This is a genomic window from Ensifer sp. VA4, from assembly GCF_055710065.1.
On sequence record NZ_JBVQPO010000003.1, the window covers coordinates 161,587 to 185,159 of the forward strand.

At 62.4% G+C, this 23,573-nt stretch carries 18 protein-coding genes; 8 read left to right on the forward strand and 10 right to left on the reverse strand.

All coding sequences use genetic code 11. The features are described from left to right. Positions 1–10 precede the first annotated feature (10 nt). The 5 genes from AC0C6X_RS05970 to AC0C6X_RS05990 are packed head-to-tail and all read left to right on the forward strand — an operon-like array spanning position 11 to position 5,705. Positions 11–715 (forward strand): CerR family C-terminal domain-containing protein, encoded by a 705-nt coding sequence (locus AC0C6X_RS05970; protein WP_173518544.1) that lies wholly within the window; start codon positions 11–13, stop codon positions 713–715. Then, positions 712–1,719 carry a secretion protein HlyD gene (gene hlyD, locus AC0C6X_RS05975; protein ID WP_173518545.1) on the forward strand — a complete coding sequence of 336 codons (1,008 nt, stop codon included), beginning with the start codon at positions 712–714 and terminating at the stop codon, positions 1,717–1,719. Before AC0C6X_RS05970 ends, hlyD begins: the two co-directional genes overlap by 4 nt. Next, positions 1,716–3,446 (forward strand): ATP-binding cassette domain-containing protein, encoded by a 1,731-nt coding sequence (locus AC0C6X_RS05980; protein ID WP_472952220.1) that lies wholly within the window; start codon positions 1,716–1,718, stop codon positions 3,444–3,446. Before hlyD ends, AC0C6X_RS05980 begins: the two co-directional genes overlap by 4 nt. Beyond that, positions 3,443–4,591: an ABC transporter permease gene (locus AC0C6X_RS05985; RefSeq protein ID WP_472952221.1), complete on the forward strand. Its 1,149-nt coding sequence runs from the start codon at positions 3,443–3,445 to the stop codon at positions 4,589–4,591. The genes AC0C6X_RS05980 and AC0C6X_RS05985 overlap by 4 nt, the downstream gene beginning before the upstream one ends. A 1-nt stretch (position 4,592) precedes the next feature. Next, positions 4,593–5,705, forward strand: a complete 1,113-nt coding sequence (locus AC0C6X_RS05990) for an ABC transporter permease (RefSeq protein ID WP_472952222.1) — start codon at positions 4,593–4,595, stop codon at positions 5,703–5,705. A 73-nt stretch (positions 5,706–5,778) separates the two neighbouring features. On the opposite strand, the gene AC0C6X_RS05995 is transcribed toward AC0C6X_RS05990, so the two are convergent. Both AC0C6X_RS05995 and AC0C6X_RS06000 read right to left on the reverse strand, forming a co-directional pair. After that, positions 5,779–6,381, reverse strand: a complete 603-nt coding sequence (locus AC0C6X_RS05995; RefSeq protein WP_173518549.1) for an alpha/beta hydrolase — start codon at positions 6,379–6,381, stop codon at positions 5,779–5,781. Positions 6,382–6,548: 167 nt separating this feature from the next. Next, positions 6,549–7,481: a VOC family protein gene (locus tag AC0C6X_RS06000; protein WP_247959652.1), complete on the reverse strand. Its 933-nt coding sequence runs from the start codon at positions 7,479–7,481 to the stop codon at positions 6,549–6,551. Positions 7,482–7,721: 240 nt separating this feature from the next. Here AC0C6X_RS06000 and AC0C6X_RS06005 point away from each other — a divergent pair, with 240 nt between their 5' ends. Together AC0C6X_RS06005 and AC0C6X_RS06010 are read left to right on the forward strand one after the other, a co-directional pair. Continuing rightward, positions 7,722–9,548, forward strand: a complete 1,827-nt coding sequence (locus AC0C6X_RS06005; protein ID WP_472952223.1) for a sensor histidine kinase — start codon at positions 7,722–7,724, stop codon at positions 9,546–9,548. Further along, entirely contained in the window at positions 9,545–10,903 is a 1,359-nt protein-coding gene (locus AC0C6X_RS06010) for a sigma-54-dependent transcriptional regulator (RefSeq protein ID WP_173518552.1), read from the forward strand. The genes AC0C6X_RS06005 and AC0C6X_RS06010 overlap by 4 nt, the downstream gene beginning before the upstream one ends. A 78-nt stretch (positions 10,904–10,981) precedes the next feature. Here the strand turns inward: AC0C6X_RS06010 and AC0C6X_RS06015 are convergent, their stop codons facing one another. Genes AC0C6X_RS06015 through AC0C6X_RS06030 form a run of 4 tightly spaced genes read right to left on the reverse strand, consistent with a single transcriptional unit; the run spans position 10,982 to position 16,283 of the window. Beyond that, positions 10,982–12,583: an ABC transporter ATP-binding protein gene (locus AC0C6X_RS06015; protein WP_472952224.1), complete on the reverse strand. Its 1,602-nt coding sequence runs from the start codon at positions 12,581–12,583 to the stop codon at positions 10,982–10,984. A 1-nt stretch (position 12,584) separates the two neighbouring features. Beyond that, positions 12,585–13,715: an ABC transporter permease gene (locus AC0C6X_RS06020; protein WP_472952226.1), complete on the reverse strand. Its 1,131-nt coding sequence runs from the start codon at positions 13,713–13,715 to the stop codon at positions 12,585–12,587. Then, positions 13,708–14,631, reverse strand: a complete 924-nt coding sequence (gene oppB / locus AC0C6X_RS06025) for an oligopeptide ABC transporter permease OppB (RefSeq protein ID WP_247959647.1) — start codon at positions 14,629–14,631, stop codon at positions 13,708–13,710. The genes AC0C6X_RS06020 and oppB overlap by 8 nt, the downstream gene beginning before the upstream one ends. A 53-nt stretch (positions 14,632–14,684) precedes the next feature. Next, the gene (locus AC0C6X_RS06030) at positions 14,685–16,283 is read right to left on the reverse strand and encodes a peptide ABC transporter substrate-binding protein (RefSeq protein WP_247959646.1); all 1,599 of its coding nucleotides are present in this window, start codon (positions 16,281–16,283) and stop codon (positions 14,685–14,687) included. A 767-nt stretch (positions 16,284–17,050) separates the two neighbouring features. On the opposite strand from AC0C6X_RS06030, the gene fba reads away from it, so the two are divergent. Next, the gene (gene fba, locus AC0C6X_RS06035; protein WP_247959645.1) at positions 17,051–18,094 is read left to right on the forward strand and encodes a class II fructose-bisphosphate aldolase; all 1,044 of its coding nucleotides are present in this window, start codon (positions 17,051–17,053) and stop codon (positions 18,092–18,094) included. A gap of 162 nt (positions 18,095–18,256) precedes the next feature. Here fba and AC0C6X_RS06040 read toward each other — a convergent pair whose 3' ends face one another. The 4 genes from AC0C6X_RS06040 to AC0C6X_RS06055 are packed head-to-tail and all read right to left on the reverse strand — an operon-like array spanning position 18,257 to position 23,414. Further along, positions 18,257–20,053: an ABC transporter ATP-binding protein gene (locus AC0C6X_RS06040; protein WP_472952227.1), complete on the reverse strand. Its 1,797-nt coding sequence runs from the start codon at positions 20,051–20,053 to the stop codon at positions 18,257–18,259. Positions 20,054–20,065: 12 nt separating this feature from the next. Beyond that, positions 20,066–21,064 (reverse strand): glycosyltransferase family 2 protein, encoded by a 999-nt coding sequence (locus AC0C6X_RS06045; RefSeq protein WP_472952334.1) that lies wholly within the window; start codon positions 21,062–21,064, stop codon positions 20,066–20,068. A 31-nt stretch (positions 21,065–21,095) separates the two neighbouring features. After that, complete coding sequence (locus AC0C6X_RS06050; protein WP_472952228.1) at positions 21,096–22,199, reverse strand: glycosyltransferase family 2 protein; 1,104 nt, start codon at positions 22,197–22,199, stop codon at positions 21,096–21,098. Between the two features lie 15 nt (positions 22,200–22,214). After that, the gene (locus tag AC0C6X_RS06055; RefSeq protein WP_472952229.1) at positions 22,215–23,414 is read right to left on the reverse strand and encodes an acyltransferase family protein; all 1,200 of its coding nucleotides are present in this window, start codon (positions 23,412–23,414) and stop codon (positions 22,215–22,217) included. Positions 23,415–23,573 lie beyond the last annotated feature (159 nt).

The window sequence follows — 23,573 nt, forward strand, 5'->3', positions numbered from 1 at the left end:
GTTTTGGGACATGATGAAAAATAAATCCACAACACAGACACCCAAGCAGGATCGCGGCGACGTCACGCGCGAGAAGCTTCTGACGAGTTCCATCGATGTCTTCGGACGTTACGGCTTCGACGGCGCCAGCACGCGCATGCTTGCGGAAACCGCCGGGGTGAACCTGCAGGCGATCCCCTATTATTTCGGCGGCAAGGAAGGCCTCTACATCGCTGCCGCAGAACACCTTGCGTCGATCATCGTCGGACATGTCGGTGAACTTAGAAACGTAATCCTCGGGCGCCTGGCCCGCCTCGACGGCGAAGGCAAGGCAATGTCGGCTGAGGAAGCCCGGGACCTGCTGACCCAGATGGCGCAACATATGGTCGCCATCTTCGTCAGCCGGCAGTCGGAAAGCTGGGCGCGCTTCATCATTCGCGAACAGATGGAACCGACCGAGGCGTTCGAGCGGGTCTACACCAATGTCATGGGTCCGATGATCGGCATGGCCGGCAGGCTGGTTGCAACAATCCTCGCCGAGCCGCCGCAATCCGAACATGTCCGGCTGAAGACCCTGTCCTTCGTCGGCAGTATCCTCGTTTTCCGCATGGCCCACGCGGCCATGCTCCGCCAGATGAACTGGCAGGCTGTCGGCCCCGACGAGCTCGACATTCTGCGTCGCCACGTAGAAGAACTCGTCGCGGCACTTGGCGGCCAGCAGGAGCGCCAGCCATGAACAAGCCAGCAATCGCTCTCCTATTGTTCGCAGGCGCCGCCGCCGGCGTGTGGTGGTTCGATGTACCGCGGCAGCTCGGCTGGGCCGCCACGGAACGAACCTCGGTGCTTTACGGCAATGTCGACATCCGCCAGGTCTCTCTCGGTTTCCGCGTCAATGGCCGCATTGCGAGCCTTGGCGTCGACGAAGGCGATGCGGTGAACCCCGGCGACGTTCTCGCCACCCTCGATGCCGTTCCGTTCGAGCAAGCAGTGGCGGCGGCAGAAGCCGAACTCGGCGCGCTCAAGGCCAATCTCGCAAAACTGAAGGCCGGCGCGCGACCTACCGAAATCGCCCAGGCGCGCGCCGTCCATGAGGAACGCCTGGCCGATCTGAAAAACGCCAACCTTGCCTTTGAGCGCGCCCGGCAGTTGCGGCCGAACGGCACCATCTCCCAGGCGAACCTCGACGAGGCGAGCGCCAACAGGGCCGCGGCCGCAGCGCGCGCCACGTCCGCCCGCGAGGCTCTGGCCCTGCTCGAAGAAGGAAGCCGGATCGAAGATATCGAGGCAGCTCAGGCACAGGTGCTTGCGGCCGAAGCCAAGCTCGAGAGTGCCCGAACATCGCTCGCCGACACGCGCCTTCTTGCGCCGAGCGCTGGTACGATCCTCTCGCGGGTACGCGAAGTCGGTGCGATCGTCGCGCCGTCCGACATGGTCTATGTCGTTTCGCTGAACGAGCCCGTCTGGGTCCGGGCCTACGTGACCGAGCCGGACCTCGGACGCGTGCATCCCGGCATGGCCGTCGAGGTCACATCGGACGGCGCCCCGGATCGCCCTTACAAGGCGACGGTCGGCTTCATCTCGCCGGTGGCCGAATTCACGCCGAAGTCGGTGGAAACGCCGGAGCTCAGGACCGACCTCGTCTATCGCCTGCGTATCGTCGTCGACAAGCCTGGCCCGGATCTCAGGCAGGGCATGCCGGTGACCGTGCGCCTGCCGGAACAGGCTGGAGCCAAGCGATGAGCGCCAACGCACCCTTCGTCCGGATCGCGGATGTGGTCAAGCGCTTCGGCGAGGCTCCACCGGCGCTCGACCATATCAATGGCGAGATCCTCGGCGGGCAGATCACCGGACTCGTCGGCCCTGACGGTGCGGGAAAAACCACGCTGATCCGGCTGATGACCGGGCTGATGCTGCCGGACGAGGGAAAGGTCGAGGTGCTCGGTTTCGACACGGTCACGCATGCGGCCGACATCCAGGCGGCCATCGGCTACATGCCGCAACGTTTCGGCCTCTATGAGGATCTTTCCGTTCAGGAGAACCTGAACCTTTCCGCTGACCTGCGCGGCCTGCCGCTCGCCGACCGTGCCTCGACCTTCAACGAACTGCTCGAATTCACCGATCTCAAGCGCTTTACCGCACGGCTTGCCGGCAAGCTTTCCGGCGGCATGAAACAGAAGCTCGGCCTTGCCTGCGCGCTTCTGCGCAAGCCGCGCCTGCTCCTCCTGGACGAGCCGGGCGTCGGCGTTGACCCGATCTCCCGCCGTGACCTCTGGAAGATGGTCGAAAACCTGACGGCCGAAGGCATCGGCGTCGTCTGGTCCACCGCCTATCTCGAAGAAGCCGAGGCCTGCGACAGCGTGCTCCTGCTCAATATGGGCGAGTTGCTGTTTTCCGGCAGCCCCTTAGAACTGACCGATCGCGTCGCCGACCGCGTCTTCAAGGTTTCCGGGATCACACATGGACGCCGCCAGAAGCTTGCGCGCTATCTCGACGAGGACGATGTCGTCGACGGCGTCATTCAGGGTGAAGCGATCCGCCTGGTCATGAAGCCGGCCGCCAAACCGCCAGTTCCGGACGAAGGTTCGTCAGCGCCTGGTGTGACCGTCACCGCGCCCCGCTTCGAGGATGCTTTCATCGATATGCTCGGCGGTGGGCCTGGCGGCCGCTCGCGGCTGGCGGAAACCCAGACACCCTTTGCAATGGAGAACAGCAAACCCGTCATCGAGGCACACGGCCTGACGAAACGCTTCGGCGATTTCACGGCGGCCGACGACATTACCTTCGATATTCCGCGCGGCCAGATCTTCGGGCTGCTCGGCCCGAACGGCGCCGGCAAGTCGACGACGTTCAAGATGCTCTGCGGGCTGCTGAAGCCGTCGGCTGGCGAGGGCCGCGTTGCCGGCTTCGACCTGCGCCGCGACGCGGCCGAGGCACGCAACCGGCTCGGCTACATGGCGCAGAAGTTCTCACTCTACGGCGACCTCAGCGTCGCCCAGAACCTCAGTTTCTTTGCCGGCGTCTACGGGCTATCCGGCGCACGCAAGCGCGAGCGCATCCAGTTGATGATCGAGATCTTCGCCTTCGACCGGCTGCTCGACATGTCGGCCAAGGATCTGCCGCTGGGCCTCAAGCAGCGGCTGGCGCTGGCCTGCGCCGTGCTGCACGAGCCGGAAGCGCTGTTTCTCGATGAGCCGACGTCCGGCGTCGATCCGATCACCCGGCGCGAATTCTGGACCCACATCAACGGCCTGGTCGATAAGGGCGTGACGGTGCTCGTCACCACCCACTTCATGGACGAGGCCGAGTATTGCGACCGCATTTCGCTCATCTACCGCGGCCGGTCGATCGCGCTTGGCTCACCCGACGAATTGAAGGCGCAGGTCGCCAATGACAAGCTGCCGGACCCGACGATGGAGGATGCCTTCATCGCCCTGGTTCAGGGTTCGGAGGAAAAGGAGGCCGCATGAGCGCGCAATCCTCCAACGCCGAAAGCCGCACCGTCCGGGCCCGTCGCTTTGCCGCGCTGGTGCGCAAGGAAAGCTATCAGATCGTCCGCGACCCGAGCAGCATCCTGATCGCTTTCGTGTTGCCCATGATCCTCCTGTTTCTTTTCGGCTACGGCGTCTCGCTCGATACGACCCAGACCCGCATCGGCCTCGTCATCGAGGAGGAGGCACCCCTGACGCGCGATCTCGCCGCGGGTTTCCAGGCTTCACGCTATTTCAAGGTGACGGTCGGCCGCGACCGGCGCGAATTCGAAGAGGACCTTGTGCTCGGCCGCGTGCGCGGCATCGTCGTGATCCCTGCCGGCTTCACGGCGGATCATGCCGCCGGGCGCCACCCGGCGTTGCAGGTGCTCGTCGACGGCTCCGACCCCAATACCGCCAATTTCGTCCAAAACTACGCCCAGGCGACCCTTGCCAACTGGGAGCGCCAGCGCTTGAGCGACGGCGCCGGTCACCCACCGGCGATTTCGGCCGAGCAGCGCTTCTGGTTCAATCCGGAGCTGACCAGCCGGAATTTCCTTGTGCCCGGGTCGATCGCGATCGTGATGACACTCGTCGGCACGCTGCTCACTTCGCTCGTCGTTGCCCGTGAATGGGAGCGCGGCACGATGGAGGCGATGATGGCAACACCCGTATGGGCCGCCGAACTGCTGGCTGGAAAGCTGCTGCCCTATTTTATCCTCGGGCTCACGTCGATGACGCTTTGCGTGCTGCTCGCCGTCTTCCTCTTCGGCGTTCCCTTCCGCGGATCGATCGCGGCGCTCTATGCGCTCTCGGCAACCTTCCTGATGCCGGCGCTCGGCCAGGGCTTACTGATCTCGGCGGCGACGAAGAACCAGTTTCTCGCCTCACAGCTCGCGCTGATCTCCGCCTTCCTGCCGGCCTTCCTGCTCTCCGGCTTTCTCTTCGAGATCAATTCGATGCCGACGGTCATTCAATGGATCACCTTTATCGTGCCGGCCCGTTATCTGATACCGAGCCTGCAGACCGTGTTCCTTGCCGGCGACATCTGGCCAATGTTTACGCGCGCCATCGCCGTCATGCTCTTAATCGGCTGCGTCTTCTTCGCGCTCGCCGCCCGCAGCACCCGCAAGAGGATTGGCTGAGATGTGGTGGACAAGGCTCAAGGCGCTGATCGTCAAGGAATTGCTGGCGGTGCTGCGCGACCCCAAGGGGCGCACCGTGCTGATCGTCCCGCCGATCCTCCAGCTTCTGGTGTTTTCCTATGCCGCGACGCTGGAGGTGACGAATGTCGACGTCATGGTGCTGAACCGCGACAACGGCCACTGGAGTCAGGATCTCGTCCGCGAGATCGACGGCGCGCCGACTTTCCGCAGCATCCGCTTCACCAACAGTCCGGACGAGGTGCGCGTGGCGATAGACACCCAAAAGGTCATTGCCGCAATCGAAATCGGTCCTACCTTCTCGCGCGACATCGAGGCGAGCCGGCCCGCGGAGGTACAGGTCATTCTCGACGGGCGTCGCTCCAACGCCTCGCAGATTGTTTCCGGCTATCTCGGGCGCATCGTCGGAACGCTTGGAGCCGAGACGCCGGCCGGCAAGCGCATGGCCTCCGGCGCCATCACGGTCGTTGCGCGCAACTGGTTCAATCCGAACCTCACCTATCAATGGTTCATGGTGCCGAACCTCGTCGCCAGCATCGCGCTCTTGATCGGCCTGATCGTGACCGCGCTGTCGATCGCGCGCGAACGCGAGCTTGGTACTTTCGATCAGCTCATGGTCTCGCCGCTTCGAACCCACGAAATCCTGATCGGCAAACTGATCCCGCCGATGATGATCGGCCTGTTCCACATCACGATCTACATTCTGGCCGCCGTCTTCATTTTCGGCGTACCGCTGCGCGGCTCGCTGTTCCTGCTCTACGGCAGCGCGGTCTTCTACCTCGCTTCCGTCGTCGGTCTCGGCCTGTTCATCTCGGCGCTGTCGATGACGCAGCAGCAGGCGATCCTCGGCGCCTTCCTCTTCATGGTGCCGGCAATGTTGCTTTCCGGCTTCGCGACGCCGATCGAGAACATGCCCACGTGGCTGCAGCCGATCACCTATATCAACCCGCTGCGCTACTTCCTCGTCATTGTGAAGGGCGTATTCCTCAAGGACATACCGGCAGTCGAGGTGGCGCGACAGACGATCCCGCTGGTGCTGATCGCCATCGTCACCCTCTCGGCCGCCTCGTGGCTGTTTCGCCGCCGGCTGGAATAGCCAGGGTAATTCCGGCAAAGACGCGGTTTTGTGGCCGGAATTGCCTGAAGCGACGCTTTCGGCCGCAAATGCGCTACTCCTTCAGAAACTGTGCGATCGCGGTGATTTCGTTCTGGCGGATGTCGTGTCCGCCCGAGTGCCATTCGGTTTCGGTCGCCGCGCCCTGCCCCTGGAAGTAGTCCGCCAGGGCCTGCGTCAACGGGGCCGGGCAAATGGGATCACGTTCCCCGGCCGTGATCAGCACTCGGCGCCCCTTGAGGCCCGCATTGTCCTTTGGACGAAACGGGATCAGAGGATGCATGAGCGCCGCTTTGTCGAAGACACCCTCTTCGATCAGCACGTTGGCAAGAATGTTCGCGCCATTGGAATAGCCAAGGCCAATCACCGCCGAAGCCTGATGCTCCGCGGCAAGCGCCTTGACGAAAGCCGCCATCTTCTCGGTGGCACGTGCGAGGTCCGCCATGTCGTAGACGCCCTCGCCCGTGCGCTTGAAGAAGCGCGCAGCCCCATGTTCCGACACATCGCCCCGCGGCGAGACTATCGTCGCATCGGGCAAGAGCTCGGACGCGAAGGTGAAGAACTGGTTTTCGTCGCCACCGGTTCCGTGGAAAACGAAGAAGATCGGCTGACCGGGCTTGCCGGCCTTCAGTTTGTGGACATAGCCAAAGTCGACCATTTTTGTCTCCTGGTGCTATTCCGGCGAACTCCTGGCGAGCTCGCTATCGGAAGTGCCTTGTTTCAAAGAGTTAGATCCACTGTTTCGACGAAACTGTGAATGATCTGCCGAGCATTCCAATGCCGCAAAGGGCCCGCCGGCAGGGCGAGCCCTCGGTGTTGACTGCGCTAGTCGTCGATCTTCTGCAGATGGCTCTCCAGGATCGGGCGCAGGTGCTTATGCTGTTGCGGCAGCTTCAACGCCTCGCCGAGATGCGCAAGGTCCTCATCGCGATCAAAGCCGGGCTCGTTGGTGGCAATCTCGAACAGCACGCCGCCCGGCGTACGGAAGTAGATCGCCCAGAAATAATCGCGATCGATGACCGGGGTCACCTGGTAGCCGGTGTCCATCAGGGCCTTGCGCACTTCGAGCTGCTTCTCGCGGTTCTCGACGGCAAACGCGATATGGTGCACCGAACCGGCGCCCTGGGAAGCGCGACCGATATTCGGCATCGTCTCGAGGTCGATGACGCGGGCATCGTTGCCGCCGGGTACGATCAGCCGCGTGACACCGTCCTTGCGGTCGAGTTCTTCGTAGCCCATGAACTTCAGGAGCTCGGCCGTCGCGCCCTCGTCGCGAAGGCGCAGTGCTGCGGAATGGAACCCGCGGATTGCGTGATCCGCCGAGATGCCGCCTTCCGTCCACGGCGTGCGCTGGTCGTCCTTGACCTCGACGAGGGCGAAGCCGTCGCCATCGGGACCGGCAAAGTTCAGGCGCTTCTCGCCGAAGGTCTCTTCATCCTTGAGACCGGTGACGCCCAATGTCGTCAGGCGATCTTTCCAGAAGCCGAGGGAGCCCTGCGGCACCGAGAAAACAGTCGTCCCGACTTCGCCGGTGCCGGCCCGGCCGCGCGGCATTTGCGGGAACGGAAAGTAGGTCATGACCGTGCCGGGCGTGCCGACCTCGTCGCCGTAATAGAGGTGGTAGACATCGGGGGAATCGAAGTTGACCGTCTTCTTGACGCGGCGCAGGCCGAGCGACTTGGTGAAGAACAGATTATTTTCGCGCGCATCGTCGGCCATCGAGGTGACGTGATGCAGACCCTTGATCTGATTGAGCATTGCCGTGATCCTTTCTCTCTGGCGCCGCCGGGCGCTCCGTTGCGTCATAGATGCGCTCTTCCAGCCCGCAGCGAAAGCCGGCCGCGGCCAAACGCATTGTCAACGCTTCATTGACGACGCTGATTACTCGTCAACAAACGCCGACCTGGCAGCGCCTACGCTTGTGACGCGTTGCGCCGATGCTTAAGATCACCACGCGGCAAGTGGTCGTAAGCACGTGAGGAGGCGGGCGGACATTCCGTGAAATATCGCTTGGTCTCTGGATTGTTGCTGTTGCCGTTGCTTGCGGCGATATTGGCCTGGAAAGGCTATGCGGTCGCGACCGACAGCTATCTGCGCGAGGCGACCGCTCAGGCGAACACCGCTCTCAGGCTCGCCGTCACGGCACTCGACGGCCATCTCAATCGTTATCAGGCATTGCCTGCCCTGATCGCCGATCATGAGGATGTCCAGGAACTCGTTACCCGCCCGCGCGACCGGCGACTGCGGGAGGCGGTGAACGCCTACCTCAAAGACATCAACGGCCTGCTCCGCTCCTCTGATATCTATGTGATCACGCCGGACGGCGATACGATCGCGGCCAGCAATTATGACGGGCCGACGAGCTTCGTCGGCCAGAATTTCAGCTACCGCCCCTATTTCCAGCAAGCGCTTCGCGGACAGCAGTCGCGGTTCTATGCGCTTGGCACCACGTCGCTGAAGCGCGGCTACTATTTCGGCTCGCCAATCCAGATCGGCGACGAAATCCGCGGCGTTATCGTCTTCAAGGTCGATGTCGAAAGCATCGAGGCCTCCTGGCAAGGCGGCGAATACAGGATCTTCGTTTCCGACCCCGAAGGCATCATCTTCATGTCCGGCGACCCGGGCTGGCTCTATTCCTCCATCTTGCCGCTGACAACGGAACGCCTTGGACGCACCGAAGCCTCGAGGCGGTACGCCGACGCCACCTTGCGCCCGCTCCCCATTGCGGAGAGCAGCTCGCTCGACCACCGCTTCATGAGCGTCTCCTCCGACGGTTCAAGCCGTGAGTATCTCGTGCTTTCGCAATATATGCCCGATGCCGATTGGACCGTGAACGTCCTGGTGGATACGGCCTCGGCCTATGCGCAGGCGCGGACGACAGTCGCCGCCGCGCTTCTGTTGATCTGCCTGGCCGGCCTCGGCGTGGCCATTGTCCTGCAACGGCGTGCCCGCCTCAACGAACGCATCTCGATGCAGGCGGAAGCGCAGGTGGAACTTGAACGCCGTGTCGACGAACGGACCGCCGATCTTGCGCGCGTCAACGCCCAGATCGAGGAGGAGGTCGCCGAGCGCCGACTGACGGAACAGCAGTTGCGCCGCACACAGGCCGATCTGATCCAGGCAGGCAAGCTGGCGGGCCTCGGGCAAATGTCCGCGGCCCTCTCGCATGAATTCAACCAGCCGCTTGCCGCCGCCAAGACCTATGCCGATAGCGCCGCATTGCTGATCGAACGGGGCCGCTCCGACGAGGCGAGCGACAATATCCGGCGAATTTCCGCGCTTGTCGATCGCATGGCGGCAATCAGCAAGCACCTGCGCAACTTCGCCCGCAAGCCGAACGAGAAGCTTGGGCCGGTCCCGATCGAGGAGGTGGTGCGTGATACGATGGAGATCGTATCGGTTCGGCTGAAGGCCGCAGCGGCAAGCATCGACATCGACCTCGGCGACGCACCGCTCGTCGTGCGCGCCGGGTCCGTCCGCCTGCAGCAGGTGCTTGTCAACATCATCTCCAATGCGGCCGATGCGGTCGAGGGGCTTGATGACCGGACCATTCGCCTTCGTGCCCGGCGGGAAGACGGCAAGGTGGTTCTGACGATCAGTGACCGAGGGCCGGGTATTCCCCCGGCGATTGCCGAGCGCATCTTCGATCCGTTCTTTTCCACCAAGGGCGTCGGCAAGGGGCTGGGCCTCGGCCTCTCGATTTCCTATAACATTATCAAGGATTTCGGCGGCAGCCTTGTCACCACCAATCTTGCGGAGGGTGGCGCCGAGTTTCGCATCGAACTCGCCGTCGAAAACAACGATGCCCGGGAGGCTGCCGAATGATCGAGAGCCGGATCCTGCTCGTCGATGACGAAGAGGATGTGCGCCATTCGAGCGCGCAAGCGCTGGAACTGGCGGGCTTCCGCGTCGAGACCTTTGCAGCAGCCGAACACGTTCTGGAATTCATCAGTTTCAGTTTTGCCGGTGTCGTCATCAGCGATATCCGCATGCCCGGCATGGATGGCATGACCCTCCTGCAGCGCATCCGCGAGATTGATGCCGAAGTGCCGGTCATCCTCGTCACCGGTCATGGCGACGTTCAGCTTGCCGTACGCGCGATGCGCGAAGGCGCCTATGATTTTGTCGAGAAACCCTTCGCAGCCCAGATGCTTGCCGGCACGATCCGCCGGGCGCTCGATTGGCGGACCCTGGTTCTCGAGAACCGGCGACTGAAGGCAGTGGCCGGCAAGCGCGACGACATCGAGCAGCGGCTTCCCGGCCGAAGCCAGGTCATGGTCGATCTGCGCTATCGTATCCGCGCAATCGGCGCCGCCGACGCCGACACACTGATCATCGGCGACACCGGCGTCGGCAAGGAAGTGCTCGCCCGCACGCTGCATGATCTCAGCGCCCGGGCCAACAACCCGTTCATCGCCATCAACTGTGCAGCGCTGCCGGAAAACCTGATCGAAAGCGAACTCTTCGGCCATGAGCCCGGTGCCTTCCCCGGTGCCATCAGACCGCGCTACGGCAAGTTCGAGCATGGTCGCGGCGGCACGATCCTGCTCGACGAAATCGGCTCGATGCCCTTCGATCTGCAGGCGAAATTTCTGCGCGTACTGCAGGAACGCGTCATCACCCGGCTCGGATCGAACGAAGTCGTGCCGTTGGACGTGCGCTTCATCGCCACCAGCAAGGTCGATCTCGAAAGGGAAGTTGCCGCAGGGCGCTTCCGGGCGGACCTACTCTATCGCCTCAACGTCGCGACCCTTCGGGTTCCTTCGCTCGCTCAACGCCGCGCCGACATCCCGCTGCTCTTTCTGCAACTGATCAGGGAATCTGCGGCCCGTTACGGCCGAGACGAGGTGGAGGTCTCGCAAGCCATGCTGGCGGAAATGGCAGAACGCGACTGGCCGGGCAATGTGCGCGAACTGCGCAACGCCGCCGAGCGCCTGGTCCTCGGGCTCGATGCGGCGCCGCACGATGCGGCGAAGGAAGAAAGCGGGCGTCTTGCCGACAAGGTCGCCGCCTATGAAAAAAGCCTGATCGCCAGCGCCATTGCCGCCCATGGCGGTGCCCTGAAGCCGGTCTATGAATCGCTCGGCATCTCGCGCAAAACGCTCTACGAAAAGATGCAGAAGTTCGGCCTCGACAAGAAGCTTGTCGCAGCCGACTTTTCCCTCGACAGCGAGAGCTGACAGGTTCGTTCCTCAAATACAGAAACAAAAACAGGGACGCGATCGCTCGCGTCCCTGCAACAGTGTCGGTGACCGACCTCAGACGTTGAAGGCTGCGCCTATCAGCGTCTTGGTATAGGGCTGCTTCGGTGCCTCGAAGATCGCGTCGGTCTCGCCTTCCTCAACGATCTTGCCGTTCTTCATGACGATCACATAGTCCGACATCGCCTTCACGACAGAGAGATCGTGGCTGATGAAGATGTAGGAGAGCCCGTACGAGCGCTGCAGGTCGCGCAGCAACTCGATCACCTGTCCCTGGACCGAGCGGTCGAGTGCCGAGGTCGGCTCGTCGAGAATGACGACCTTCGGCTTCAGGATCATCGCGCGGGCAATGGCGATGCGCTGCCGCTGGCCGCCCGAGAACTCGTGCGGATAGCGGTTGCGCGACGCGGGATCGAGCCCCACTTCCTTCAGCGCCTCGGACGCCCGGCGGTCGCGCTCGGCGCGGCTGAGCTCGGGCTCATGCACATAGAGACCTTCGGTGATGATCTCGCCGACGGTGCGGCGCGGCGACAGCGAGCCGTAGGGATCCTGGAAGACAAGCTGCAAGGTGCGGCGCAGCGGCCGCATCTGCCCGCGGTCGAAACCGGAAATATCCGTGGTTCCGAAGCGATAGTGACCGCTGCTCGGCAGAAGTCGGAGAAGCGCGCGTCCGAGCGTCGATTTGCCCGAGCCGGATTCGCCGACGACACCGATCGTCTGTCCTTCCTTCAAACGCAGGTTGACGCTGTCCACGGCGCGGAAGACCGACTTGCCACCCCGGAACAGGCCACCGCCGATCTGGTAATCGACGCAGACGTCACGACCTTCGAGAATGATCGGTGCGCTGTCGGCCGGCGATGCCTTGCGACCGCTGGGTTCAGCGGCAAGCAGCATCTTCGTATAGTCGGCCTGCGGCCGTTCGAAGATGTCAGCCGTCGCGCCTCTCTCCACCACTTCGCCGCGGCGCATCACGGCAACGCTATCGGCAAAGTGCTTGACGATGCCGAGGTCGTGGGTGATCAGCACGATCGCCATGCCGAAGCGCTTCTGCAGCGATTTCAGCAGATCGAGGATCTGTGCCTGAATCGTCACATCGAGCGCCGTCGTCGGCTCATCCGCAATCAGGAGATCCGGCTCGTTGGCAAGCGCCATGGCGATCATCACGCGCTGACGCTGGCCGCCCGATAGCTCATGCGGATAGCTGTCGATGCGGCGTCCCGGTTCCGGGATACCGACGAGCTCAAGCAGTTCGAGCACACGGGCTCGCGCCTGTTTGAACGTGCCGCCACGGTGGTGCACGATCGGCTCGGCGATCTGGCGACCGATCGGATAGAGCGGATCGAGCGAGGTCATCGGCTCCTGGAAGATCATGGTGACCTTCGCGCCGCGCACCTGGTTGAGCCCCTTCGGCGGCAGGCCGACAAGCTCCTGCCCACGGTAGCGCGCCGAACCCGTGACCTCACCGTTCTTGGCGAGCAGCCCCATGATGCCCATCATCGTCTGGCTCTTGCCGGAGCCGGACTCGCCGACGACGGCAAGCGTTTCGCCGCTACGGACATCGAGATCAATGCCCTTGACCGCTTCCACGGTACCGTCAGGCGTCGAGAAGTTCACCTTGAGGCCGCGCACGGCCAGGATGGTTTCCTTGGTATCTGCCATGTCAGCGATCCTTCGGGTCGAGCGCATCGCGCAGGCCATCGCCAACGAAGTTCAGCGAGAACAGCGTCAGGACGAAGAAGATGGCCGGGAAGATCAAGAGCCACGGCGCCGACTGGATGTTGTTTGCGCCTTCCGAGATCAGCGCCCCCCAGCTCGTCAGCGGCGCCTGAACGCCAAGGCCGAGGAAGGAGAGGAAGCTCTCGAGCAGGATCACCTTCGGCACGACGACGGTCACGAAGACGATGACCGGGCCGATCGTGTTGGGGATGATGTGCCGACGGATGATCTGCCAGTCTGTGAGGCCGAGCGCCTGCGCGGCACCGACGAATTCGCGACGCTTGAGCGCCAGCGTCTGGCCGCGCACGATGCGGGCCATGTCGAGCCATTCCACCGCGCCGATCACCAGGAAGATCAGGATGAACGAGCGGCCGAAGAACACCACGAGCACAACGACGAGGAAGACGAAGGGCAGAGAGTAGAGAATCTCCACGAGGCGCATCATGACGTTGTCGACGCGGCCGCCGATATAGCCCGATGTCGCGCCATAAACGACGCCGATGCCGAGCGAGACCAAGCTTGCGAGGAGACCGACGGCAATCGAGATCTGTCCGCCGAGCATGACACGCACCAGAAGGTCGCGGCCGTTGGAATCGGTGCCGAACGGGAAGTATTCACGGTCGACCTGGCCGGTCACTTTCAGCGTCCGCCCATCGTCTTCGGTTGCGACCACTTGCGTGTCGCGGAATTCGTTGGCGCGGTCGAAGTAACGCGTTGCACGGGCGTCGATCGGCTGTTCGGAGGTGACGGTCGCGGTGAATGTCTGACCCTCGACGTTGAACTCCTTCAGCGTGACGCGAGCGCGGGTCGCAACACCTTCCATCACGTCCTGAAGCGTGGATGTATCGGGGCGCGGCTCGAGGCTTGGGCCGATCGACACGTAGGACGGAAAGACCTGATCGTAGGTGTGCGGGACGAACAGCGGCCCGAGGAACGAGAACAGTGCGATCAAGGCCAGCATGAGGCAGCCGGCCATGGCAGCGCGGTTGCGCCTAAAGCGCATGGCCGCGAGCTGGAAGAGGCTTCGCCCCTTCGTTTCCGGTGTCGCCACCGGTGTCTGGACGATATCAGTCATGGCGAACCCTCGGATCGAGCAGGCCGTAGAGAATGTCGACCAGGAGATTGAAGACGATGACGAAGATGGCGACGAGGATGACCGTGCCCATCACCAACGTGTAGTCGCGGTTGATGGCGCCGAGCACGAAGTAGCGGCCAACACCCGGAATGGTGAAGATCGTCTCGACGACCGCCGAGCCGGTCAGAAGTGCTGCTGCGCAAGGCGCGAGATAGGAGACGACCGGCAGCATCGCACCGCGCATGGCGTGGGTCACGACAACGGTGCGTGACGGCAGGCCATAGGCCTTGGCGGTTCGAATATGGTCGGTATGCAGCGCCTCGATCATCGAGCCGCGCGTCAGGCGCGCGAAGACTGCGAGCTGCGGCAGCGCCAGTGCGATCATCGGCAGGATCAGGAAGCGCAGGGAACCGTCGCCCCAGCCGCCGGCCGGCAGCCATGCGAGCACAATCGCAAAGACGAGCGTTAGCACCGGGCCAACGACGAAGTTCGGCACGGTGACGCCGATCGTCGAGAACGACATGATCGTGAAATCGAGGACGCTGTTCTGCCTAAGCGCGGCGATCGTGCCAGCCGTGACGCCGCCGATCAGCGCGACGAGAAGCGCGTAAAAGCCGAGTTCCATCGAATAGGGCAGGCCTTTGCCGATCAGTTCGGCAACATTGTTGTCTTTATAGACATAGCTCGGGCCGAAGTCGCCGGTCACCGCATTGCTGAGATAGTGCGTGTACTGGCGCCAAAGCGGCTGGTCGAGCTGATACGTCTTCATCAGGTTCGCCATCGTCTGTGGCGGAAGAGGACGCTCGAGGTTGAAGGGGCCACCAGGGGCGAACCGCATCAGGAAGAAGGATATGGTGACGACGATAAACAAGGTCGGCACCGCACTCGCCAATCGGCGAAGGATGAAGGAAATCATGGACGTACTCCGGAGGCGACGCGCGGCCTGTCACCGCGCGTCGTTCCTGTTCGTTATTCGGCGATGCTCAGGAACTTGCTGAGGTGCTCGTTCGGCGCATTGTCCGCCCAGCCCTTGACGCGGCTGGCGACCAGCCACAGATCGGCCTGGGTCAGAAGCGGAGCGATCGGCTGTTCCTTCATCAGCAGCGCTTCGGCTTCATGCATCAGCTTCGAGCGAGCAGCCGGATCCTGCTCGTCGTAGGACTTCTTCATCAGGCTGTCGAATTCGGCGTTTTCGAAGTGGCCGTAGTTGAAGGTCTTGTTGGAGCTCACGCTGAGTGCCAGGAAGTTCTCTGCGTCCGCATAGTCCGCCTGCCAGCCGGCGCGGGCAACGTTGAACTTGCCGCCTTCCTGCAGGTAGGCGTAGTGCGAGGACACGTCGAGGTTCACCAGCGACACCTTGGCGCCGAAGGTGTTCTTCCACATGTCGGCGACAGCGGTCGCAACACGCTCGTGGTTCGGGTTGGTGTTGTAGCGCAGCTCAATTTCGAGCGGCTTGCCACCTTCGCCGTAGCCGGCTTCCTTCATGAGCGCGATCGCCTTGTCTTCGCGGTCGAGCTGCGACATCGAAGCGAACTCGGCCTTCGACGGCTCACCGTAGCTTTCGATGCCCGGGGGAACCATCGAATAGGCGGGGAGCTGCGAACCGGCATAGATTTCCTTGGCAAGGAAGTCGCGGTCGACGGCCATCGACAGTGCCTGGCGGACGCGCACGTCGTTGTAAGGCGCCTGTCGGGTGTCGAAGGCATAGTAGTAGGTCGCAAGTGACGGCGAAACGTGGACCTGATCGTCATAGGACTTGCGCAGACGATCGATCTGGTCGGCCGAGAAGTTGTAGACGAGGTCCATTTCCTTGGCTTCGAAGCGGCGGACCGAGGCAGCCTGGTCGTCGATCGGGTAGAAGATGACCTTGTCGAGCTTGACGTTGGCCGCATCCCAGTAGTTGGCGTTCTTGACGACGGTCAGGCTGTCGTTCGGAACGTGGGCGGTCAGCGTGAATGCGCCGTTGGAAACCATCACACCCGGCTTGACGAAGTCGTTGCCGTTCTTTTCGACGCTCGCCTTGCTGACCGGAAGTGCGGTCTGGTGCGCCAAAAGCTCCAGGAAGAACGGGGTCGGACGCTCGAGGGTGATTTCGACCGTCTTTTCGTCGACCGCCTTCACGCCGAGCTGATCTGTGGGCAGCTCGCCCTTGTTGACCTTTTCAGCATTCTTGATCGGGAAGAGAATGTTGGCGTAACCGGCTGCAGTCTTCGGGTCCTCGACGCGCCGGAAGGAGAAGACGAAGTCTTCTGCCGTCACCGGCGAGCCGTCCGACCACTTCGCATCAGCGCGCAGCTTGAAGGTATAGACCGTACCATCGTCCGAAAGCTCCCACGTTTCGGCCACACCGGGAATGATCTTGCCGGCGGCGTCGTAGACCGTCAGGCCTTCGTAGAGATCCTTGAGGATGAACGCCTCGATGTTGATCGACGTATGGGCCTGATCCAGGGTCTGCGGCTCACCCGCATTGCCGCGATGCAGGACAGCTTCGGCCAGCGCCGGGCTTGCTCCGATGAGCAGCGAGCCGATCAGCGCGGCAGCGCTAAGGTTGAGTTTCAGTGAAGCCATTTTGTTTCTCTCCTTCCCCTTGTTTTGGGTTTGTGATCGCAGGAGAGAAGTGCAAATCGTCCTTAAACGCAAGGCGGATTCTGCGGCTGTCTGCATCTTTATCTATAGGACAGAATTCCTTCTATTCCATAGGTTGTATTTCGTTTGCGATTCTTTTCGTCGCCTTTGCGACGGACATATGACGAAAGCAGGGCAATTTCGGGAAATCTCCTGCAACGTTTTAGGTCGGAAAATTTTGTCGGCAAAACAAGGCCGGAGCCACCATCGAATCAGGCCTCCTGCAAAGTTTGTGAATTTTGCCGGCAGTTTACGTAATGTGCGCAAAGAATGGCGCCGTTTGCCGCAATCTTCTTGCGGCCCGTTCCCTTCCTGTCGACAGATCGTTTCTAACACCCACGCGACCGTTGTAGTGTGCAGCGCGAAATCGACACCCACTGGTTGCAATCGCGACGCCCGCCTCCCGCGCCTCACCGGCACCACCAGAGAGTGAAACCAGTTCACAGGAAGGGTGTTGCTTCCAGTCCACAGTAAAATCGATTGAAGCGACTTTCGACCTCTGGCAACCTCCCTTTTGCCCGGTTGTCAAACCACTTCGATCAACTATTGTGCGCCGGACTTCGGTGGGCGCGACCAATTCGCGTGCGCTGTCACGCCGCACGGAAATACCGGCCATCGCCTGCCTGCGATGATGTCCATGCGGCGCTTCAAGCCGGATTGTTTTTGTGGCGTACCGGGAAGGTTGCGCCAAGCACCAAGGGAGATAGCGAATGGCATTGATCACATTGCGGCAACTGCTCGACCATGCGGCGGAGAACGACTACGCGCTGCCGGCGTTCAATGTGAACAATCTCGAATACATTCAGGCCGTCATGCGCGCCGCCGATGCCACCGATTCCCCGGTGATCCTTCAGGCAAGCCGTGGCGCCCGTTCTTACGCGGGGGACGCGTTCCTGCGCCACCTGATCCTGGGTGCGGCGGAAGAATATCCGCATATCCCCGTCTGTCTGCACCTCGACCACGGCGACCAGCCGTCCACCTGCATCTCGGCGATCACCAACGGCTTCACCTCGGTCATGATGGACGGCTCGCTGGAAAAGGACGGCAAGACCGTCGCCAGCTATGAATACAACGTCGCAGTCACCGCAGAGGTGGTGAAGATCGCCCACGCTGCCGGCGTTTCGGTCGAAGGCGAACTCGGCTGCCTCGGCAACCTCGAAACCGGCGCGGGCGACAAGGAAGACGGCCACGGCTTCGAAGGCAAGCTGTCGCGCGAAGAGCTTCTGACCGACCCGGACCAGGCTCTCGACTTCGTCACCAAGACCGGCGTCGACGCTCTGGCCGTTGCGATCGGCACCAGCCACGGCGCCTACAAGTTCACCCGCGAGCCCGATGGCGACATCCTGTCGATCGAGACCATCGCCAAGATCAACAGGAAGCTGCCGAACACGCACCTCGTGATGCACGGCTCTTCTTCCGTGCCGAAGGATCTGCAGGACCTGTTCAACACCTATGGCGGCAAGATGAAGCCGACCTGGGGCGTTCCGGTCTCGGAAATCCAGAAGGCGATCCCGCTCGGCGTGCGCAAGGTCAACATCGACACCGACCTGCGCCTCGCCATGACCGGCACGATCCGCAAGAACTTCGCCGAGAACCCGGAGAACTTCGATCCGCGCAACTACCTGAAGCCGGCCACCGCACTGATGACAGAGGTCTGCAAGGAGCGCTTCGAAGCCTTCCGCACCGCCGGCAAGGCATCGAAGATCCGCGCCCTGCGCCTGCCGGAAATGGCAAAGCGCTACGCGGCCGCCTGATTCCTGAGAACCCGCCCGCTTTTCGTTGAGACCACGGGAAGCGGTTTCCTACGAAAGACAAACCGGCGCGCGGCCCGTGACCGGACGGGCGCGCGCCGATTGCGTTTCACTCATCGCAAGCTGGGAGCGGCCAAGCTACCGAAGATACGGCCGACAGGGCCCTCAAGCCCGCCGCTCTTCCACGGTTTCGTGCTCATAAAGCTGGTCCATGGTCAGGCTGGCGACGTCGGCGAAAGGTGCCTGGCTTTTCACCTGACCGCCACCGAGGATGACGACCTCGTCGCAAAACGCGATCGTGCTGCGGTGATGGCTGATGACGATCGTCGTGCGACGTCCCGCTCTCGACTTCAGGGTCTCGACGATGGCCGCCTCTGATAAGCCGTCGACCGCGTTGGTGGCTTCGTCCAGGATCAGGATATCCGGATCGCGCACCAGGGCCCTTGCGAGTGCCACCCGCTGCCGCTGCCCCGCCGAGAGGCTGGCGCCTCGATAGCCGACGACGGTTTGATAGCCCTGCGGCAAACCTTCGATGAAGCCATGCGCTTCGGCCATCCTGGCCGCATGCTCCACTTCGACAATTGTGGTTTCCTCCCGGCCATAGGTGATGTTTTCCAGGATCGTCCCATCAACCAGTTCCAGATCCTGGCTCGCGAGCGCAATCCGGCTTCGCCATTGCACCGGGTCGATCCGGTTCAGCGGGACACCATCGACGAGAATGTTCCCCTCGTCCGGCTCAACGAAGCGGCATAGCAGATTGACGATCGTCGTCTTGCCGGCGCCGGACCGGCCAATGAGCGCCGTCGAACGACCGCCGCGGATTTCAAATGCTGCCGACTGCAGCACGACATCACGGGAACCCGAGTTCGGATAGCGGAAACTGACGTCATCAAATCTCAGTTGCCGTCGCAAGCCGCTGAAGGGCTCCCTTCCCTCCGGCGGCCTTGGCTTGTCGGACGGATCCAGCAGCCAGCGCACCTCCTCGAGCGAACCGCTCCAGCCCTGGATCTGGCTCCAGGACATTTGCAGTGCACGCATATGCGGCTGCAAGCGATAGAGCAGGACCACGAAGGCGACGATGACGGGAAAGGTAACGCCGACGGACCAGGCGCCGACGACCACCGCCAGGAAGAGCGCGGAGTGGAGCGTCTCTGTCAGCGGCGGCAGCAGGCCTTGGCGGGCCTGGAGCGCGAACGCGGCGCGCCGAACTGCATCCGACGCCCCGTCGAACGCGACTTTTTCCCGTGCCTCCTGACCGAATATCCGTATCAAGCGGCCGGCGTGAACCAGATGGAGCATGCGCGCCGCCAATTCGCCGTTGAAGGCGGTGACATCGCGGCTCGGGGCCTTAAGCGTTGCGGACAGAACATAATGTAGCAGCTGGACCAGGACGAGGCCGAGCGCCACGAACAAGGTCATCTGCCAGGACAAAAGCAGAAGGAACGCGAGCAGGATGATGGCGGCCGAGCCATTTACCAACGCCGCAAGCACGGTTTGCACCGCATCGGAAGCCCGCCAGGACTCGTTTGAAATGATGTTGAGCAATCGCCCCGGATTCTCCTTCATCAAGAAGGGATAGCCAACCTTGAGGAGCTGAGACGACAGAGCGCCGCGGATCGAATGGCCCGCTTTGCCGTAAATGAAGGTCGCAAGCACCGTATTGGCGAAAGCCAGGACGTTCTTGAGAGAAATCAGGGCAAAGGCGGCAGCCGCGATGACGATCAGCCGCTGACGATCGTCCATGCCCGATCCAACTTGCTGGAAGAGAGCGGAGATGCCGCTCAACGCCGCCGGGTCCTGATTGCCGGCGATGATTCCCAGCATCGGAATGATGAGGCCGATGCCGACGCCCTCCAGCGCCGCACTGCAAAGGCCGAGGATCGTCACGACCGGAAGCAGACGCAACTGCCCCCCCAATGCATCGCGCAACAGCTGCAGGCTCGGCACGAGGATACGGAACATGATGGTGTCTCCTCAGCCCTGGAGTTGTTCTTTGGCCCGCTGCTCGACGTGGCCCGCCGTTCGTGCGGCTACGACGAGGCCGAGGAACTTGAGAGCGCCAAGCAGGTTCATCCAGGCAATCGGCCAGTGAGAGAGGTGCAACACGGGGTCAAACCGGGGGCCACCGAAGATTTCCGCGCAGGCAGACCGGAGGGTCCAACAGAAATGCCGCAGCAGCCATGGCGCGCTGCGGATGTGTTTCACGCAGAGTGCGCCGTTGCCGAAGCTATAGTTGCGATGAAGCGTCTCGATGGTCGTGCGCGCACGGCGGCCGTGGTGATGGAAGACGGCCATGTCGGGGACATATTCGACCGGAATGCCGAGCCGATAGGCGCGCACCAGATAATCCGTGTCTTCGGCCGACCGCAGCGGGGCGCCGGCACCGAAACGTTCATCGAAAGCACCGATCCGCAGCGCGACCTCCCGGCGCATCGTCATGTTGCAGCCCAGGATGAATCCACCCGGATGAACGTCACTGGTCAATCGTTCGCGTACGCTCGAGCGCTTGATCGTGAAGGGCAGGTCGCTGGCGTCTCCGAGTTCGACGCGGCCACCGCGGATGATGGCGCCTTCATCGCCCGCGTAGTGGCGCTCCAGGTCGCGCAGATAGTTCGCATCGACTTCGCAATCGTCGTCGATGAAGATCAAGATGCCGCCGCGGGCGCGTGCCATGGCGGCGTTGCGCGCAGCAGCGAGCCCCGGCCGTCTCTCGACCACGTGCGTGACAGTCAGCGGTGATGCGGTAATAATCCGAGCAATTCGCTCCGGCGTGTCATCGGTCGATCCGTTGTCAACGACAACCAATTCCCACCGGACGGCAGCATGGACACCACAAGCCGCCTCGATCGATCGGATGCAGGTCTCGAGCGCCTCGGCGCGGTTGCGCGTGCAGACGATAAAGCTTGCGAAAGGCGCGTCGCGTGACGTGGGCGCCAACGCAGCCGACGTCTCCGCCACGCCGCTCCGCTCCATCGCATTCCACTTCAGGCCCTCGACGGTCATGCTAGTGCATCCCTTCGGCTGGGAGCACGCTCGCCGCCGGCACGGAACGCAGATATCGCGACAAAGCGTCCAGCCGGCTGGTGGCCGCCAGCGACAGGCGGCTGCACCACGGGGCACGGGCCCCCGTGATAAGGCCATATCGTTCCCGGCGACGAATGAGCCCCCATTTGTCCGTCTGCGTCAAAAACGCATGGGTGAGTTCCGGCCGCCGTTCGTCGCTGACGAGCTGATAGAGAAAATAGAAGAGATTCAACGCGCCCGCCTCGTAGCCCGCACGGGTTTGCGGAGGAAGCGCCGAGACCCTCTCTTCGAGTGAACGGATGCACCCGGCCGCTTGCTGGATCGTTTCAGGCGTCAGCGCAAGCCCGATGTCGTTCAAGACGCCGGGATTGTGACAAAGACCTTCGCGCTCGAGGTTTTCGGCAACGATCGCCAGATGCGTGCGGCGCATCTGGCGCTTGTGCGTATTCGTTACGCTGTTGCCGTGGATGCGGTAAGCGATCAGCGCCTCGTCGATCATCTTCGCGGGATAACGGTCGGTGACACGCCGGAAGAGATCGAAATCCTCCGCATGCACATAATGCGCGTCGTAGCTCAGCATATCCTGCGGGATGACGTGCCTGTTGTAGACGACGGTCGAGTGGATGAAGATCGTGAAGAACTTCGACAATGCCCTGAGGCTTGCCGGCTGATAGATCGGATTGGGCGTGCCGCGGATGATGCGGTCGCCAAGGAGCGTGTCGATGCCCGTGCCGCAGAGTGCGAGCTCCGGCTGCTCAACGAACGACGACACCTGGCGCGACAGTCGCGACGGATAGGAAATGTCGTCGGCGTCCATCCGGGCGATGAGATCGCCCTTTGCCAGGGCGAGACCCTCGTTCAAGGTTGCTATCAGCCCGCGATTTTCGCGCGAGACGATGGTGATACGACCGTCCGCTTGCTGATAGCGCCGCATGATTTCCAGCGAGCGATCGCGCGAACCGTCGTCGATGGCGATGATCTCGAGCCGCTTGTGGTCCTGCCTCAGGATGCTTTCGAGCGCCGCGCCGAGATAGGGCTCGGCATTGTAGACGGGCAACAGGACGGAAACCAACGGAACGGTCATGGGCAACCTCGAACGTTATTGCAGATCGGACGCCTGAAGCGTCTTTCCCCGGGCACCGGCACCCGGAAGGTAAACAGGGCGCAGCCCCTCGTCGGTTCGCCCGAGAAGCCAATCGTCGGCTTGCACGGTACTCATCGGGACGGCGCCGAAGCCACCGTTCGGGCGCACATAGGGGAAATGCCGTTTCAGCGCATTGAGCGGCTTTTCGAATGCGAACCAGGAAAGAGCAGCCATGATCAATGTGGCGGAGCCGGCGACGAGCAAGCGCCCGGACCCTTGCTCGGCAACGTTGATCGGTATCCACCCCTGCGCCTTGACGACCAGCGCAAGCACGACGGGATGAAACAGATAAACGCCATAGCTGACGCGCCCGAGCGCGTTCAGCGGCTGAAGTTCGAGCAGCCTGCCGACCCCACCGCTGAAGCCGGTGGAAGCGTGCCCCACCAGCATCGCAAGCGGGATGAGCGGAAGGGCTTCGAGACCGATCCAGACGAGCCAATCAAACACCGGCCCCATCGACGTCAATCGAACCCAAAGGAGCGCAAGAGACACGATGGAAAGCGGCAGCCAGCTGACCGTCATCCACCGCGGCCAAGACATGGTCGCCGAACGGTGGGCGGCGAGGAGCGCTCCCGCCGCCAGTGCATCCATCGAGGCCGGAGGCAGCAGATCGCGCGCAAGCGACGGTTCTCCCGTTAGCGGCCAATAGAAGCGGTAGGCCAGCGAAGCGGCGATGACGCCGATGCATAGCCGCCCAAGCAGATGGCGCGGCGTCAGCAGAACGAGCAACGGCCAGACGATGTAGAATTGCTCTTCAATGCTTAGGCTCCAGGTGTGACAGAGCACCCACGGCGTCCACGCGTCCCTCAGCGCATACCAGAAGTTCGAGAGGTAGAGCGCATGCCAGGCCCAGCCTTCCCTGGCGCCTTCCAGGTTGACCAGCCACAGGATACCCAGCATGGCGAAATAGGGTGGAAAGATCCGCAAGGCGCGACGCGCGTAGAAGGATTTGAGAGCCGTCGCCGGCTTGAACTGAGCGGCAGAACGGGCGTCGAGCAGGAGCCGCGTGATCAGAAAGCCGCTGAGAACGAAGAACAGCCGCACGCCGATGTGTCCCCAATGGGAATCGTCCGCGGCAAAAAAATGCGCGTACAGAACCATTGAAACGGCAGCGGCTCGCAACCCGTCCAATTGACGGTCGCGTATATTCGGCATTGAACATCCCCTCGGAGTTTCGACCCTTGCAGGCCTCGTTCCTTGTGGAGCCAACTCTCTGGTCAGCTACGATTTTTGCCGCGAGGTTGCCATTTGCTTCGAAAGAAGCGTGGAAGGTCTGATCGTCGCACTGTGCGTTGAAGGCGGCCCTTAAAAATC

Coding starts and splice junctions, on each gene's coding strand:
- AC0C6X_RS06045 (WP_472952334.1), bottom strand. CDS start 21,064: ATGGAGCGGAGCGGCGTGGCGGAGACGTCGGCTGCGTTGGCGCCCACG.
- AC0C6X_RS06040 (WP_472952227.1), bottom strand. CDS start 20,053: ATGTTCCGTATCCTCGTGCCGAGCCTGCAGCTGTTGCGCGATGCATTG.
- AC0C6X_RS06015 (WP_472952224.1), bottom strand. CDS start 12,583: ATGGCAGATACCAAGGAAACCATCCTGGCCGTGCGCGGCCTCAAGGTG.
- AC0C6X_RS06030 (WP_247959646.1), bottom strand. CDS start 16,283: ATGGCTTCACTGAAACTCAACCTTAGCGCTGCCGCGCTGATCGGCTCG.
- AC0C6X_RS05990 (WP_472952222.1), top strand. CDS start 4,593: ATGTGGTGGACAAGGCTCAAGGCGCTGATCGTCAAGGAATTGCTGGCG.
- oppB (WP_247959647.1), bottom strand. CDS start 14,631: ATGATTTCCTTCATCCTTCGCCGATTGGCGAGTGCGGTGCCGACCTTG.
- AC0C6X_RS06055 (WP_472952229.1), bottom strand. CDS start 23,414: ATGCCGAATATACGCGACCGTCAATTGGACGGGTTGCGAGCCGCTGCC.
- AC0C6X_RS06050 (WP_472952228.1), bottom strand. CDS start 22,199: ATGACCGTTCCGTTGGTTTCCGTCCTGTTGCCCGTCTACAATGCCGAG.
- AC0C6X_RS05970 (WP_173518544.1), top strand. CDS start 11: ATGATGAAAAATAAATCCACAACACAGACACCCAAGCAGGATCGCGGC.
- AC0C6X_RS05985 (WP_472952221.1), top strand. CDS start 3,443: ATGAGCGCGCAATCCTCCAACGCCGAAAGCCGCACCGTCCGGGCCCGT.
- AC0C6X_RS06010 (WP_173518552.1), top strand. CDS start 9,545: ATGATCGAGAGCCGGATCCTGCTCGTCGATGACGAAGAGGATGTGCGC.
- AC0C6X_RS06000 (WP_247959652.1), bottom strand. CDS start 7,481: ATGCTCAATCAGATCAAGGGTCTGCATCACGTCACCTCGATGGCCGAC.
- fba (WP_247959645.1), top strand. CDS start 17,051: ATGGCATTGATCACATTGCGGCAACTGCTCGACCATGCGGCGGAGAAC.
- AC0C6X_RS06020 (WP_472952226.1), bottom strand. CDS start 13,715: ATGACTGATATCGTCCAGACACCGGTGGCGACACCGGAAACGAAGGGG.
- AC0C6X_RS05980 (WP_472952220.1), top strand. CDS start 1,716: ATGAGCGCCAACGCACCCTTCGTCCGGATCGCGGATGTGGTCAAGCGC.
- AC0C6X_RS05995 (WP_173518549.1), bottom strand. CDS start 6,381: ATGGTCGACTTTGGCTATGTCCACAAACTGAAGGCCGGCAAGCCCGGT.
- hlyD (WP_173518545.1), top strand. CDS start 712: ATGAACAAGCCAGCAATCGCTCTCCTATTGTTCGCAGGCGCCGCCGCC.